Source organism: Aurantimonas sp., assembly GCF_964217435.1.
Classification (GTDB): domain Bacteria; phylum Pseudomonadota; class Alphaproteobacteria; order Rhizobiales; family Rhizobiaceae; genus Aurantimonas; species Aurantimonas coralicida.
Genome location: NZ_CAXPJM010000055.1, coordinates 163,984 through 178,761, shown reverse-complemented (window position 1 = coordinate 178,761; position 14,778 = coordinate 163,984). Strand labels below are relative to the sequence as shown.

The 14,778-nt window shown below is 69.0% G+C and carries 10 protein-coding genes; 3 read left to right on the top strand and 7 right to left on the bottom strand.

All coding sequences use genetic code 11. The features are described 5' to 3' along the window. Positions 1-57 precede the first annotated feature (57 nt). Positions 58-1,629 (top strand): gamma-glutamyltransferase, encoded by a 1,572-nt coding sequence (locus tag ACEQX1_RS20170; protein WP_370197526.1) that lies wholly within the window; start codon positions 58-60, stop codon positions 1,627-1,629. A 44-nt stretch (positions 1,630-1,673) separates the two neighbouring features. On the opposite strand, the gene cls is transcribed toward ACEQX1_RS20170, so the two are convergent. From cls to ACEQX1_RS20145, 5 genes are all read right to left on the bottom strand, one after another. Continuing rightward, on the bottom strand, positions 1,674-3,071 hold the full coding sequence (gene cls / locus ACEQX1_RS20165; RefSeq protein WP_370196120.1) for a cardiolipin synthase: 1,398 nt from the start codon (positions 3,069-3,071) through the stop codon (positions 1,674-1,676). 196 nt (positions 3,072-3,267) lie between these two features. Then, positions 3,268-4,554 carry a DUF6005 family protein gene (locus tag ACEQX1_RS20160; protein WP_370196119.1) on the bottom strand — a complete coding sequence of 429 codons (1,287 nt, stop codon included), beginning with the start codon at positions 4,552-4,554 and terminating at the stop codon, positions 3,268-3,270. 8 nt (positions 4,555-4,562) lie between these two features. Next, entirely contained in the window at positions 4,563-5,813 is a 1,251-nt protein-coding gene (locus tag ACEQX1_RS20155; RefSeq protein ID WP_370196118.1) for an AMP-binding protein, read from the bottom strand. Beyond that, a complete protein-coding gene (locus tag ACEQX1_RS20150; RefSeq protein WP_370196117.1) occupies positions 5,810-7,540 on the bottom strand; it encodes an IucA/IucC family siderophore biosynthesis protein in 1,731 nt (576 codons plus the stop codon). The genes ACEQX1_RS20155 and ACEQX1_RS20150 overlap by 4 nt, the downstream gene beginning before the upstream one ends. Then, positions 7,537-9,459 carry an IucA/IucC family siderophore biosynthesis protein gene (locus tag ACEQX1_RS20145; protein WP_370196115.1) on the bottom strand — a complete coding sequence of 641 codons (1,923 nt, stop codon included), beginning with the start codon at positions 9,457-9,459 and terminating at the stop codon, positions 7,537-7,539. The genes ACEQX1_RS20150 and ACEQX1_RS20145 overlap by 4 nt, the downstream gene beginning before the upstream one ends. Before the next feature lie 437 nt (positions 9,460-9,896). Here ACEQX1_RS20145 and ACEQX1_RS20140 point away from each other — a divergent pair, with 437 nt between their 5' ends. Both ACEQX1_RS20140 and yghU read left to right on the top strand, forming a co-directional pair. Further along, positions 9,897-11,960 (top strand): TonB-dependent receptor domain-containing protein, encoded by a 2,064-nt coding sequence (locus ACEQX1_RS20140; RefSeq protein ID WP_370196114.1) that lies wholly within the window; start codon positions 9,897-9,899, stop codon positions 11,958-11,960. A 354-nt stretch (positions 11,961-12,314) separates the two neighbouring features. Then, on the top strand, positions 12,315-13,193 hold the full coding sequence (gene yghU, locus ACEQX1_RS20135) for a glutathione-dependent disulfide-bond oxidoreductase (protein WP_370197524.1): 879 nt from the start codon (positions 12,315-12,317) through the stop codon (positions 13,191-13,193). A gap of 63 nt (positions 13,194-13,256) precedes the next feature. On the opposite strand, the gene ACEQX1_RS20130 is transcribed toward yghU, so the two are convergent. Beyond that, the gene (locus ACEQX1_RS20130) at positions 13,257-13,901 is read right to left on the bottom strand and encodes a DsbA family protein (RefSeq protein ID WP_370196112.1); all 645 of its coding nucleotides are present in this window, start codon (positions 13,899-13,901) and stop codon (positions 13,257-13,259) included. 60 nt (positions 13,902-13,961) lie between these two features. Next, positions 13,962-14,573 carry a TetR/AcrR family transcriptional regulator gene (locus tag ACEQX1_RS20125; RefSeq protein ID WP_370197522.1) on the bottom strand — a complete coding sequence of 204 codons (612 nt, stop codon included), beginning with the start codon at positions 14,571-14,573 and terminating at the stop codon, positions 13,962-13,964. Positions 14,574-14,778 lie beyond the last annotated feature (205 nt).

The window sequence follows — 14,778 nt, the reverse complement described above, 5'->3', positions numbered from 1 at the left end:
ACACCGCGGCCGTCCCGTCCGTCCCATGCACCCACTCACCCGTATCCGGGGACGTCCATGACCAATTTCTCCCGCTCCCAGATCGTCAGCAAGCCGGCCCGGATGTCGCAGACCGGCATCGTCGCGGCCCAGCATCGCCGGGTCGCCGAACTCGGCGCAGAGATCCTGGCGGCCGGCGGCGATGCCCTCGACGCGGCGACCGCCGTCTCCTTCGGCATGGGGGTGCTGGAGCCGTGGATGAGCGGCCCGGCCGGCGGCGGTGCGATGATGGTGTGGCGCGCCGACGAGGCGAAACCCTATGCGGTCTATTACGGCATGCGCGCCCCGGCCGGGCTCGACCCGGCGGCGTTTCCGCTGGCCGGGGAGGGCCGGGCGAGTGACCTCTTTCCCTGGAAGCGGGTGGTCGGCGACCGCAATATCGAGGGCGCGACGGCGGTGGCGGTGCCGGGTGTCGTCGACGGCATCGGCATCGCCCATGCCCGCTGGGGGCGCATGCCCTGGCACGATCTCGTCCAGCCGGCGGCGGCGATGGCCCGCGAGGGGCTGAAAATCGACTGGTACGCCGGGCTGATGATCGCTTCGGCGGCGCGGTCGCTGGCGCGTGATCCGGATGCCGCGGCGCTGTTCCTGGAGGATGGCGTCTGGCCGCCGGTCGGCGGCTGGACGGCGCTGACCGACATCCGCCTGGCCATGGGCCGGATGGCCGACACGCTGGATGCGATCGCCCGCAACGGGCCGCGCGAGATGCACGAGGGCGACGTGGCCCGCGAACTCGCCCGCGACGTCGCCGACAAGGGCGGATCGCTGGCCTATGCGGATCTCGCCGCCTATCGCGCAGAAATCCAGACGCCGCTCTCCTTCGCGGCGCCGGGCGGCCGGCTGCATGCGACGCCCGAGCTGACGGCGGGGCCGACGCTGGCCGATGCCTTTGCGCGCTACGCGGCGGGATCCTTCGCCGGGCCCGGCGACGAACTGGCGGCGACGGCGGATGCGCTGTCCGGGGCCTATGCGGATCGCCTGGCCCGGATGGGCGACCACGACAGCCGGGCCGCGCCCGGCTCGACGACGCATTTCTCCATCGTCGACCGGCACGGCAACATGGTGGCGATGACCCAGACGCTGCTGTCGGTCTTCGGGTCGCGGGTGGTTTCGCCCTCGACCGGACTGCTTCTGAACAACGGCATCATGTGGTTCGATCCCGAACAGGGCGGGCCGAACGCGCTCGCCGGCGGCAAGCGCTGCCTGATGAATGTCTGCCCGATCCTCGGCGAAAGCGGAGACACGCGGTTTGCCCTCGGCGCCTCGGGCGGACGCAAGATCCTGCCGGCCGTGTTCCAGCTTGCCCGCCACATGCTGACCGGAGGCGACCTCGACGCCGCCTTCCACGCGCCGCGCATCGACGTGTCGGGCGGCGACATGGTGATCGCCGACGAGGCGATCCCGGACGCCGATCTCGCGGCGCTGCGGCGAACCCACCGGGTCGAGACCGTGCCGCGGACGGTCTTTCCCTATGCCTTCGCCTGTCCCACCGGCGTGGCGCGACAGGGGGCGACCAACTGGGGCGCCACCGAGATCGTCTCGCCCTGGGGCGACGCGGTCGCCGAAGAGGACGTGGCGGCCACGGCGTAACGCCGGGCGCCGCGCGGGCCGGAGCGCCGCTTCGGCCGATGGCGCTACAGGAGCGGGCTGACCAACCGGGCGAGATTTTCCAGCAGCCGTGTGCCGCGCGGGCGTGCCCGCCAGTCCTCGAGCGTCAGCGGGTCGCTGTGCGCGATGTAGTGGCGCTGGGCGGCGTCCAGACGCCTGCTGGCTTCCTCGCCATGCAGGATAAGGCTGATCTCGGCATTCAGCATGAAGGAGCGCACGTCGGTGTTGCTGGAGCCGATGACGCCCACCCGCCCGTCGATCGAGACGTTCTTGGCGTGCAGCAGATGGTCGCGATAGCGGAAGAGGCGAACGCCGGCCGCCAGAAGCTCGTCGTAATAGGATCGCTGGGCGAGGCTGACGAGCCGCTGGTCTACGACCTGCGAGACGATCAGATTGATCTCCACGCCGCGGGTGACGCCGTTCTTAAGGGCGGTCAGCAGCGCCTCGTCGGGAATGAGGTAGGGCGACACGATCGCGACCCGGCGTTCGGCACCGTGGACGAGTTCAATCAGCAGCCTTTCATAGCCCGGAACGCCGAAATCCGGCCCGCTCGGCATTGCCTGCAGGACGGCATCGCCGGCAGCAGCTGCGACGGGCAGGGGGGAGAGCCGCGTCTCGGTCTCCAGATACCAGTCGCCGGCAAAGACCGCCTCCAGCGCGGCGGTGGCGGGGCCTTGCACCCGGCCGACCAGTTCATCGTTGCGGATACCCGGCTTGAAGTCGCGGTCGACGATGTTCTGCGAGCCGACAAAGGCGATCTCGCCGTCGACCAGGCAGAGCTTGCGGTGATTGCGAAGATCGCTGCGCGTGCGCCGCAGCGCCGCGAAGCGCACCGGCAGGGCGAGCCGGGCGTCGACGCCGCGGGCGTTCAGCATCGGCAGGCTGCGCCCGGCCCAGGGCCGCGACCCGAGCGCGTCGATCAGCACCCGGACGGCTACACCACGGGCGAGGGCCCGACCCAGCGCGTCGGCGATCTTCGTGCCGGTCCGGTCGTCGGCGAAGATATAGGTGAGGAGGTGGACCTGCGTGCGGGCGCCGTCGATGGCCGCCACCATGGCGTCGATCGTCGCGTCGTAATCGGTGAAGAGGTCGACCCGGTTGCCGTCACAAGCCGGAAAGCCGCCGAGCGCCTCGGCAAGCCGCGACAGCCGGTCCGGGGCGTGGGCGGGGACAGGCAGGTCGCGCGCCACCTGGGCGCGTTCCGGCGCCGTCGCGGCAAAGCGCGCGGTGCGCCAGGCCGGAAAACTGGCCCGGCCGATCAGGCGGTAGAGGATCAGGGCCGGGATCGGCAGGAACAGGACCAGGAGCAGCCAGCTGCGCGCCGATTCCGGCGGCCGTCGCAGGGGAATGACCACGATCATCACCAGGCGGACGGCCCATTCGCACAGGAGATAGGTGAGCGTGAGGCTCGGAAGGTCGAACATGCCCGCGCCTATGCGGACCGGCGCGCCGGCCCGGGCGGCCGTGCCTGGCAATCTCTCGTCATCACGCCGACCTCCCCATGCCGTCCCCCGACGCCGAACCGGAGCGGTGAGGCTGGCGGTCTGGCGTCGGAGACAGACGGCCGGAGCCGGCCCGTTCTGTCAATGGCCCTCGCGGCGGGGGCCCCGCGGGAGGTGCTCAGGCCGCCTGTTCGAGCTCGCTCGTGCAGCGCAGGATCTCCGCCTTGATCGCCCCTTCCAGCGCTTCCAGGCCGGTGATCAGCCGTTCCAGCTGGGTCGTGTCGACGGGCGCCTGGCCGGCGGCCAGCTTGGCGCATTCGAAATGCGCGCTGCGATAGCCCTGCACCAGCCGCTCGATCTCGTCGGCCCAGAAGTCGAAGCTCGCCGTGTCCCGGCCGAGCGTGCGCCAGAAATAGGCGATGACATGCTCATAGGCATATTTGCGGATCACCAGGATCGGCAGTTCGGCGACGGCCTCCGGCAGATCCGCCAGCGGCCGCGTCGCGCGGGCGCCGGCATGGGCGGCGAGCACGCGTCTGAGCCCGGTCGCGAAGGGGTTCACGTCGAGCCGGATCACCGACCGGAAGAAGGCCGCCAGCGCCGCCGGTTCGGGTGGACGGCTATCGCGATGGTCGATCAGGAAGCCGCCCGAGACATGCGGGCTGGCCATGGCGGCGGCCAGCCGGTCGGCCGCGATCGGCCCTTCCCATCGAAAATCGACATCCCGCATGAGCAGCTTGCCCGGCTCGTCATGGGGCGCCAGCAGCGCGTAATGGGGGAAGGGATCGCGGTCGAACGGGTTCTCGCGCTCCGGCAGGCGGTGGAGGTCGACCATCACCATCGTGTCGATGCCATTGACCGGGTACTCCGCGGCGGTGAGCAGCGTGTCGGCATCCGCGACCGGCGTGATCGTGGCGCCGTAGAGCGAGGCGAACCAGTCGCGGAAATCGCCATGGGTCATGCCGGCCGCGTGGTAGCGGATCCGCATCCGGTCATCGAGAGCGAAGGGCGAATCCGGGATGGCCGCGTAGAAGGGGCGGTGGTCGATCCCGTCGCGGCGCTTCAGCCCGTCGCAGAGACAGCTCACATAGCAATGAACCTTGATGTCCATGGGCATTTCGCCATGCACGCCGGCCGCCGCCCGGGCCTCGGCGCGCCCGGCCGCCGGATCGATCGCCGGCCGCGGTCGCGGCGCGAGATCCGTGCCGGCCTGGTCGGGGCCGAACTGGGCGAGGAGATCGCCGATGGTGATCAGCCGGGCGCTGTCGAGCGCGGTCTTCGGCACCTCGAAACCGTGGCCGGTTTCCAGCCGCACCAGAAGCTCCATCAGGATGACGGAATCGATCCCCAGATCCTCGCGCAGCCGGGCGGCAAGGGCGAAGCGTTCCATGCCGGGATGCCGGATCTCCTCGGCGAGGACCATGCGGACGGTGTCGAGAAGGGAAGGTGCTGCTGGCTGGTCCATGATGATCTCTAGAGTCGGTCTTCGGTGTAGAGGCTGCGGATCTCGCGGCGGCTGATCTTGCCGGTGCCGCCGCGCGGGATCGCGGCGGCGCGGCGCATCTCGCGCGGGCGCTGGTGGCCGGCGAGCTGCGCGCCGCACCATTGCGCGATGGCAGCCTCGGTGACGTCGCCCGCGCCGGTGTAGACGAGCGCGACGCGCCCGCCGGAAAACGCGTCGTCCAGGCCGAACACCACGGCGTCGTCGATGCCCGGCATGGCCATGACCACGTCCTCGACCTCGCGCGGATAGACGTTGAGGCCCGAGACGATGATCGTGTCGTCGAGACGCGCGTCGAAGACGAGAACGCCGTCGTCGCGCAGATGGCCGAGATCGCGGGTGCCGACGGTGCCCCAGGGCGTGTCGACGATGATCTCCGCCGGTTCCGCCGCGGTGCCTGCCTGCACCCGGTGATGGGGCAGCGGCCGGCCCATCTCGTTCGCCGCGACGAGATCCTCGCTGACGGCGACGACGCCGGCTTCCGAGCAGCCATATTGCTGGAACAGCGTGCCGGTTTTCGCGCGGATCGCCTCGAACCAGGGCGCCGGCAACAGCGTGCCGGAGGTCATCGCCGCATGCATGGTCTCGCCCGGCTTCAGGAAGCGGGCCGCCACGTTGAGGAAGGCGGGCGCGGCGTAGAGGAGGGGGCGCTCCATCTCGGCCATGCGGGACAGGACGTATTTCGGATTGTCCGGCGACAGCACCAGCGGGGTCACGCCGCGCGCGACACCGGCCAGGAGGCCGCAGATCAGGCCATAGGAATGGCTGATCGGGCAGGCCACCACCGGCACCTTGTCGTGAGCGCCCTCGAAGAAGCCGACATAGGATTCGATCTCGGCCTCGATGTCCTCGAAGGTCCGGGCGATGATCTTCGCCTCGCCCGTCGTGCCGGAGCTCGTCTGGATCAGGCGATGGCCGAATTCGCGCTGGCGGGCGTCGGGCTCCAGCGCCTCGACCGGCGCACGGCCGAAGGTCAGCGTGTCACAGCAGGCGCTGAGCGCGATGCGCCGGGCCGCCGTTGCTGGCGTCGCCGGGTGCAGCGGCATGACGCTGCCACCCTCCTGCCGGATCAGCAGGAACGCCGCCATCAGTTCGGCCGGATCGGTCAGGCAGACGGCGTGGGTGCCGTGCAACGAACTGCCCAGCCGGCCGTCGCGCTGCATCTGCGCGGCAAGCGCGAGCAGCGCGGCGAAATCGTAATCGCGGTCATCGAAACGGATCATGCCAGGGCCTTCCAGGGCTTGCGGGCAAGGGAATTGGGCACGACCAGCGGGCCTTCGGCGGCGTGTCCGAGCTTGGCGGAGAGCAGCCGGTCGGTGACCACCGTCGGTGCATGCAGCCCGAGCTGGTCGGCCCGGTGCTCCAGCTTCAGGGCCTTGGCGTGGTTGGTGACGAGGCACAGGATCTGGTCGAAGAAGGCCTTCTGGGTGTGGCCGTAGCGTCGCTCCATCAGGAAGGCGAAATCGGCGAGCGAGAAGACCAGCACGGCGTCGGTGAACAGCCAGCGCAGCTCCTCCACGTCCTGCATCCAGTAGAAGCGGTTGGGCGTGCGGTCGGCGAACAGCGGGTCGATCGCCGCGAAATCGGGCAGGGGCGGTGCGCCGCGCAGGAAGTCCGGCACCCATTCCAGATTGTCGGAGAAGTCGCGCAGGGCGATCCGCACCGGCCATCCGTCGCGATGGATCAGCACCAGGTTCTGGCCATGCGCCTCGGATGCCAGGCCGTAGGCCAGAAGCAGGTGAACCAGCGGTCGTACGACCACCTCGATGAGCTGCGTGACGAAGCCGGCGCAGCCGTAGCGACGAATCCACGGCGCAACGAACGGGTCGCCATCGGCCTCGACCGCGAAGAGGGCGTTGAGCGGCACCGCCTCTTCGCCGGGCGTCAGCCTGGCGGCCGGGTTGTCGCGCCAGATCGCGCCGGTGTGTTCGGCTTCGGTGCCGTTCCGGTCGAAGACGACCGCCCGGGTTTCCTTCAATACGGCCAGACGATTGCCATCGCTCAGCCAGCGGTCATTCGCCACCAGCGTCGCCAGCCAGTCGGAGATGGCGGGACCGGCCAGCGCCCAGTGAGGGTCGAGCGTGCGGGCGACGGAGGTGTTCACCACCGCGAGCGGCAGCTTGAGGTGGGGTGCGTCGGGACGGTCCAGATTGATCAGCGTGCGCAGCGACTGGGTGGCGCGGTAGCTTTCGCCGGCCACGCCGAGGTCGTGGACCTCGCCGAGCGCGATCGCCGGGGCGACGATGGCGGCGGTCTTCGCGCGCCATTGCCAGGGATGAACCGGCATCAGCTGCCACTGCGGCGCCGCCTCAGCGCCGACGCGGTCCAGCGCCATCGCGGCCACCACCGGCCCGGCCAGCTGCGCCCAACCGTCCGGCCCGCGCACATCCGGTCCGCTGCGGTGCAGCCGGTCGTCGCGGACGAGCAGCCAGCGAAGCTGGAACCCGGCCTTGGCTTCCGGCCCGAACCGCATGTCGTCGGCGTCGTTGAAACCCAGCCGGCCCCGGAAGGCGGGGTGGTAGGGATGGCCTTCGTAGATCGCCGAATCGAGCCGGGCGAAGTCGAGCTCGCGGCGATTTGCGGGAGCGACACGAATGGCGTGGGCGAGGCCGCTGGCCGTACGGGCGAACTCGTCCTGGAGGCGCGTCCGGCGCACCGGCTCGGGCACCAGCGCCGCGATGATCGATGCCGCGGCATCGGCGGGCGCCGGCAGGCCGTTCAGCCGCACGGTGCCCGGCACGACACGCGGCCGGCCGAAGGCGCCGGTATAGAGCTCCGCGTCGATGACGAGACCGGCGGCGCCGAGGCGCACGGTCCGGCGGCCGTCGGGACCCGCGGCGCCCTCGGCTTCGACGGCCAACAAACCCTCGTAGAGGGCTGCCGACACGAGCTGCGCCAGGACGCGGGGCGCGGCGCCGTCAGGGCCGGGAAGATCGAGAACGAGTGTCATGAGGCCAGCCGTTGCGGCCGGGTCGGGCCCGGCGCGATGAGGGGATTGGGCCAGCGCGTGTAGACCCCGGCGCCGGTGGGGCTTGCGAGCTCGTCGGTATCGGCCAGCCGCAGGCCGAGATTGGCCTTGAGCACCAGGTCAGGCGCCGCAAGGGCGGTGTCGCAGAAGCGGCGGCCGCCGCGCGACGTGCGGCCAGCGAGCGTGGAGAGGGTCTGGCGCAACTGCCCGAGGGCGGCGTCTTCCGGCAGAAGCCCGTCCTCGCCGAGCCGGGCGATGACCGAGAAGACCTGGTTGACCAAGAGGTAGTAGGTGAGGCGCCCGACGATCTCCTCCTCGCGGAAGAACAGCCCGTCGATCCCCATCGCCTCCGGGAAGTCGGCGGCAAGCGCCGGCCGTTCGGCCTCCGACAGGTAGAAGCCCTGATTGTCGCGATAGACGAGGCCCACCGGCCAGCCGTCGGCGAGGCGCAGGAGGCAGTTCTGCTGATGCGCCTCCAGCGCGATGCCGGTGCGGTCGAAAAAGCCGACGACCGGCTCCACGCTGGACTTCAGATAGGCGTCGAACCAGCGGGCCGCGGTGGCCTGCGGCGTCGCACCATCACGTGCGGCGAGCCGCGCGATCAGGCCTTTCAGCATCGACGGGCGCGGCCGGACCGGCGCGGCCGTCAGCGCCGCGACCATCACCGGCGGCTCCGCATCCGCGGCGACGGTCTCGCGGTAGATGGTCTCGAAACCGGTGTCGGTCTGGCCGGGCAGTTCCACCGTCACCCAGGCCGGGTCGGGCAGGAACGACAGGCCGCCGGCCTCGGCACCGGTGCCCTGCCGCTTCAGCCAGCGGGCCATGGCGACGCCCGCCTTCATCTCCTCTAGGCCGTTGCGCCGCACCGAATTGGTGATCTGCACCGGCAGCGAGAATTTCAGCTGGTAGCCGGCATCGGCCGAGCAGACCGTCCGCATCGAGGAGGTGGCGAAGAAGTCGGGCCCCACGGGGCCCAGCGGCCGCAGGATGCCGTCCCGCCGCGCCGCCGCGACATGGGGGGAAAGCTGCAGATATTCCGCCTGCAGCGGGTGCATGAGGAGGACGGCCTCCCGGTCGCCCAGTCCGCATCTGGCCAGGTCGTCACCGGCCAGCCTGGCGGCGATCTCGGTGGGTTTCGGACCATAGGCATGGTCCTCGCGCACATGGTGCCGATCGACCGCGAAGGCGACGAGCTGGAAGCGGCCGCCGGCTTCGGGCGCGTAGATCTCCCGCTGCCAGGGCGTGATGCCCTCCATGCTCTTCGGCGTCGGGTGCAGCCAGTGGCCATAGACCAGCGACTGCTCCGTCGCGAGAAAATCGTGGCCGGGGACGGTGGTCCGGGCGCGCGTCAGGTTGGCGTCGATCGCCCGGATGCTCTGGATCACCCGGGAGAGCAGCGCGGCGCTGTTGGCGCTGCCGGCCAGCGCGCCGCCATTGCGCTCGCTCGCCTCGGCGATCATCAGCTGGATACCGGTCAGCCAGCTGATCGAGCGGAAGCGCCCATCCGCGAGATCGGCGGCCTGGACGAGGCCGAATTCATGCGCCCCGCAGAGCGAACGATAGGCGAGGGCGGCACGCAGGCGCCGGCGCTGACCCGTCAGGCGCCACTCGATGAAGGAGGGCGCGGGGCCGTCGCGTGCGACGAAACGGCCGGCATCGATCTCGCGCAGATAGCAATTGGCAAAGGCGCGGAACGCGGCGCGTTCCGCCACGGTCCAGCTCGGCTCGAGGGTCGGGGCAAGCCTCGGGCCATAGGCCGCCGGGCGCCGCCATACCGATTCGGCGCCGATCGGGCGAGCGGCATCATCCGGTGCACGGGCGACGATCACCGGCACGGGGCCGGATTGCGGACGGCGGTCCGAATCCGTTCCGTCACCGACCATTCTGTCGCGCTGAGCCATCGTTCCTCTCCGGGCAAGCGTCCGGACCGCACCCGCGTGCCGCCCGATTGCGTGGCGTTGCCTAACCGGCTTCCCGCCCCGTGACAATAAACATGATCAAAAGAATCATGTTTTGTAGTGGCGGACCGCGAAGGAGGAGGAGATGGGACCTCGGCCGCAACTCAGCCGGGAAGACAGTGTGGCGATCGCAGGGCGGGAATGCGCCGCAATGGCGGCCCGTGAGAAGTGGCCAGTGCCGGACTGGCGGTCTCAAAGCCCTTTCTTAAAGCGATTCCAGAGTCAGTGCAGTTTTGCCACAGTCGCGGTGTCGCGGTCGCAACGGCAATATACAAAGTTGATTCTACGAGTCATGTTTCGTAACGCATCTTCTCACACGCAACTTGTCCGCCACGGTGCCGAGCGCGTGTTTCCATGGTTCGAGTAAAGGAAAATGATCGATGACCGACGACCGGGCGACGACCTCGCTGCGCCGCATGCTTCTCCTGACGGTAAGTCCCGTCATCTGTGTCTTCGCGGCCGGCACGGCTTTCGCGCAATCGCCGGCACGCGATTATACGCAGGCCACCGCCGCCACCGGTGAGGCCGGAACGGTCATGCTCGGCGAAGTTGTCGTGGCCGGTTCCGGCGGCAGCGAGGAATCCATCGAGGACGGCAACACCGTCGCGGTCGTCGACTACACCGAGATCGAGACCTTCCGCCCGCAGACGGTCCAGGACCTCTTCCGCCGCGAGCCCGCTGTGTCGGTCGGCGGCACCATCGCGACCAACCAGAAGGTCTACGTCCACGGCATCGAAGAGACCAACCTTGCCGTGTCGATCGACGGGGCGCGCCAGAACAACAAGCTGTTCCACCACAACGCCACGAACGTCATCGATCCGCGGCTCCTCAAGGCGGCCCGCGTCGATGCCGGCGTTGCCGCCGCCGACGCCGGTCCGGGCGCACTGGCCGGCGCGATCGCCTACGAGACCGTCGATGTCGACGACCTGCTGCGCGACGGACGCAACTGGGGCGGCTATGTCGAGGGCGGCTTCCAGACCAATGGCGACACCTTCAGCACGCTCGGCGCCGGCTATGCCCGCTCGAACGGCTTCGAGGTGCTCGGCTTCCTGAACCGCGTCGACGGCGACGATTACGAGGATGGCGACGGCCGCACCGTGACCGGCACCGGCGCCGGCCTCGTCAGCGGCCTCGGCAAGGTGGCCTATGAGGGCCTGTCCGGCGATCGCTTCGAGTTCAGCTACGAGCGGGTGACCGACGACGGCGTGCGTCCCTATCGCGCCAATATCGGCTCGATCATCGGCGGCCGTCCGGTTCCCGATACGCGCATCTACGATCTCGACCGCCAGAATGTCGTCTTCTCCTACGAGAACACGCAGGCCACCGGCTGGTTCGACCCGAAGGTGACGCTGGCCTACAGCACGACCAATCTGGAAACCGAGGAAGACATCCTGCTCGGCGGCGTGCCCAGCGGCAACAAGGCCCGCTACGAGGCCAAGGCCGAGAGCTTCAACGCCACCTTCGCCAACGAATTCCATCTCGAGATGGGATCGGTGAACGCCGGTGTGGACGTCTATCGCGAGACCGCGGATTTCTACGACGCGACCTACTCGACCGGTGAGAAGGCCGACAATATCGGCGCCTTCGCGCAGGCCCGTCTCGACCCGACGGACAAGCTGTCGCTCTCCTTCGGTGGCCGTATCGACCACCAGGTCTTCACCGGCACCAACGGCGGCGACCAGCGCAACACCGGCGCCAGCGGCAACGCTTCGGTGAAATATGCCCTGACCGACCATTTCGCCCTGAAGGCCGGCGTTTCCAGCGTCTTCGGCGGCATCGTCCTGGCCGAGACCTTCATCCAGAACCCGGCCTGGGTCTACACCGACATCGACCCGGTGCGCGGCGACAACGGCTTTGCGGGCTTCGAATTCCGCTATGCCGGCTTCATGCTCGACGGTCAGCTCTTCCGCACCGACATCGAGAACGGCCGCACGCCGGATTATCGCGGCGGCCCGTCGCTGACCCACGACTTCACCAGCACCGGTTTCGACCTGACGGCTGGCTATGACTGGGGCACCGGCAATGTGCGCGGCGGCTTCACCAGCGTGACCACCGAAATGGACGGCAACGGCGTGGACTCCTATGTCGGCAACTACTTCACCGTGCCGATGGGCGAGATCTTCACCCTCGCCCTGGTCCAGCGGGTCGATGAATACGGCCTGACCTTCGGCGCCGATGCCGAGTTCGCGCTGGAGGAAGACGCGCCGGCCAAGAACGGCGCCGATCCGGCCGGTGTGCGCCCGCTGGAAAGCTACGCGGTCGTCAACGCGTTCGTTGAGTACGTCCCGCCGCAGCTCAGCAACGTCACGCTGCGCGCCAAGGTCGACAACATCTTCGACGAGACCTATTCCGACCGCGCCACCTACGGCCAGGAGTTCTCCACCGTCGTGCCGCTGCGCAGCCCCGGCCGATCCTTCGGCGTCTCGGCCCGCATCGAGTTCTGATCACCAGGGCGGCGGGCACAGGGCTCGCCGCATCAAAGAACCCATCATGGACAGGGCCGGGGAGGAGACTTCCTGGCCCCTTTTGCGTGCGCTGGCGCCATCGCGGAGGCCTTCGTGCCGGCGGGCGAGCGGTGCCGCTGTCTGCCCGACGGTGACGCTCCGTTGCCGTCGCAGCCGGCGTCGCCGGCTTGAGCCGCGCGGCCGCGCACCTATAGTGAGCTGCAAGGCGCAAGGACCCGTTCCCGGGATCCGTCGCGGTTTTCCCGAAAACGGCACGTCGGCGCGGCCGACATTCGCCGCCAGCCACCGGACCCGGTCGCCCTTCACACGCAAAATTCGAAAATGGAGATGTCGATGACCGACAATGCCGACTACACGCCGCCCGCCGTCTGGACCTGGGACAAGGAAAGCGGCGGCAAGTTCGCCAGCATCAACCGCCCCATTGCCGGCCCGACTCATGACAAGGAGCTGCCGGTCGGCAAGCATCCGCTGCAGCTCTATTCCCTGGCCACGCCGAACGGCGTGAAGGTGACGGTCATGCTGGAAGAGCTTCTGGCGGCCGGCCACAGCGGCGCCGAATACGACGCCTGGCTGATCCAGATCGGCGAGGGCGACCAGTTCTCCAGCGGCTTCGTCGAGGTCAACCCGAACTCCAAGATCCCGGCGCTCAACGACCGCAGCGGACCGGAGCCGATCCGCGTGTTCGAATCCGGCGCGATCCTCATCTATCTGGCCGAGAAGTTCGGCGCCTTTCTGCCCACCAGCCCGGCCGCGCGGGCCGAGTGCCTGTCCTGGCTGCAGTGGCAGATGGGCTCGGCGCCGTTCCTGGGCGGCGGCTTCGGGCATTTCTATGCCTATGCGCCGGTCAAGTACGAATACCCGATCAATCGCTACGCCATGGAAGTGAAGCGCCAGCTCGACGTGCTCGATCGCCGGCTGGCCGACAACGAGTTCGTCGCGGGGCCCGAATACACCATCGCCGACATGGCGATCTGGCCCTGGTACGGGGCGCTGGCCAAGGGGCTGCTCTACGATGCGGGCGAGTTCCTGCAGGTGCAGGACTACAAGAACGTCCAGCGCTGGACCGAGGCGGTCTATGCCCGCCCGGCGGTCAAGCGCGGCCGGATGGTCAACCGCGTCATGGGCGAGCCGTCGAGCCAGCTCCACGAGCGCCATGACGCGTCCGACTTCGACACGAAGACGCAGGACAAGATCGCGCCCGCCGCGAAATAGCGCGGAACACCGATGCACACCCGGCGGCTCTGTATGGCCGCCGGGTTCCTGCAAAGAGAAGAATTAGCTGGCGGCGTGCGCCTCCAGCACCTTCGCCACCAGCGGCATCAGCTCGTCCGCCCCGCGATAGCCGTGGGTCAGCATCGTGTAGGTGCCTTCGGCATTCGGTCCGACGACCAGCGTCGGGAAGCCCTGCACGCCGGCATTGCGCGAGGTGGCGTAGTCGAGGCGCGTGGCATCGCGCACCGCCTCGGATTCGAGCCGCATCAGGAACGGCTCGCGCTCCAGGCCCATCTCCTCGGCGAGATCGGCCAGGGTCTCCGCCTGCGTGACGTCGCGGTTCTCGGCGTAGAAGGCGCGCTGGACGCGCTCGAGGAAGGGCAATTCCAGCTCGGGGTTCTCGGCCCGGACCGCCACGACGGCCCGCGCGGCCGGATCGGTGTCGTAGACGAAGCCGTCCCGCTCGAAGAAGTCGAAGTCGAAGGCCTGGCCCGAGCGCTCATGCACATGCTGCCAGTGATTGCGGATTTCCGCCTTGGACTGCGCCGTCATCGGCTCTTCGGTGCCCGGCCTCAGGCCGCCCATCACCACCCGGACCGGCAAGGCGTCGCCATAGGTCTTGCGGATCGTCTCGATCGTCGGTGCGAAGCCCCAGCACCAGGAGCACATGGGGTCGGCGAAATAGATCGCCTGCAGACCGTCTGTCATGTCGATTGCCAATCTGTCGTTGCGGGTCGGGTTTAAAATGGGGGAGGCGGCGTCCGCCGGTCAGGCCGGCTGACATTGGCGGGCGATATCCGCCGCCATGCCGTCGGCGAGCTGCGCCAGCGCCGCCCGGTCGGTGCCGCGATGCGCCTCGATGCGCAGGGCGGTAACGTCGGACTGGAATCGCGTCGCCAGCCGTTCGGCATCGGCATCGTCCGGGATCTCGCCGACCGTCCTGGCGCGTTCGAAGGCGGCGGCGATCTCGGCGCGCATCAGGTCGAGATAGTGCCGCGCCGCATTGGCGATCGCCGGATCGTTGGGCGTTGCGTCGAGCAGCGTCTTGACCAGCATGCAGGCATGGACCGGGTCCTCGCCGAGTTCGCCGCGCCCCAGCGCGCGCAGATAGTCGGTCAGGCCGGCGATCGGCGTCGGCGCCGCCGCCAGCCGCGCGGCGAGGCCGGCGCGGTTGCGCAGGAAATAGCGCTCCAGCGCCGCCAGGAACAACGCCTCCTTGCTCTGGAAGGCGGCATAGATGCTGCCAGGCTTCATCGTCAGCGCGGCTTCCAGATCCTTCAGCGACGTCGCGTGATAACCCTTCGCCCAGAACAGTCTGAGGGCGGCATCGAGGGCGGCGTCGCGGTCGTAGGGCCGGGCATTGGGACGGCTGCGTTTCATGTCGTCCAATGTAGGTCGCGCAAGACAGCCTGTCTGTACCGCCGGGCTCCTCCGTCTTCAAGTTTGAGTGATTGCTCAATTCGCTACTTGAGCGATCGCTCAAGATGATTAGCTTCCCGCTCATCGAACGGCGGCCGGAACACGGACCGTCCCCTCGGACCCGCAGACATTCCGGACATCCGTCCGGCACCGACATCAGGAAGCG

What these genes read in the sequence shown, in the direction of transcription:
- ACEQX1_RS20170 (WP_370197526.1), top strand. Translation starts at nt 58, where the DNA reads ATGACCAATTTCTCCCGCTCCCAGATCGTCAGCAAGCCGGCCCGGATG.
- cls (WP_370196120.1), bottom strand. Translation starts at nt 3,071, where the DNA reads ATGTTCGACCTTCCGAGCCTCACGCTCACCTATCTCCTGTGCGAATGG.
- ACEQX1_RS20160 (WP_370196119.1), bottom strand. Translation starts at nt 4,554, where the DNA reads ATGGACCAGCCAGCAGCACCTTCCCTTCTCGACACCGTCCGCATGGTC.
- ACEQX1_RS20155 (WP_370196118.1), bottom strand. Translation starts at nt 5,813, where the DNA reads ATGATCCGTTTCGATGACCGCGATTACGATTTCGCCGCGCTGCTCGCG.
- ACEQX1_RS20150 (WP_370196117.1), bottom strand. Translation starts at nt 7,540, where the DNA reads ATGACACTCGTTCTCGATCTTCCCGGCCCTGACGGCGCCGCGCCCCGC.
- ACEQX1_RS20145 (WP_370196115.1), bottom strand. Translation starts at nt 9,459, where the DNA reads ATGGCTCAGCGCGACAGAATGGTCGGTGACGGAACGGATTCGGACCGC.
- ACEQX1_RS20140 (WP_370196114.1), top strand. Translation starts at nt 9,897, where the DNA reads ATGACCGACGACCGGGCGACGACCTCGCTGCGCCGCATGCTTCTCCTG.
- yghU (WP_370197524.1), top strand. Translation starts at nt 12,315, where the DNA reads ATGACCGACAATGCCGACTACACGCCGCCCGCCGTCTGGACCTGGGAC.
- ACEQX1_RS20130 (WP_370196112.1), bottom strand. Translation starts at nt 13,901, where the DNA reads ATGACAGACGGTCTGCAGGCGATCTATTTCGCCGACCCCATGTGCTCC.
- ACEQX1_RS20125 (WP_370197522.1), bottom strand. Translation starts at nt 14,573, where the DNA reads ATGAAACGCAGCCGTCCCAATGCCCGGCCCTACGACCGCGACGCCGCC.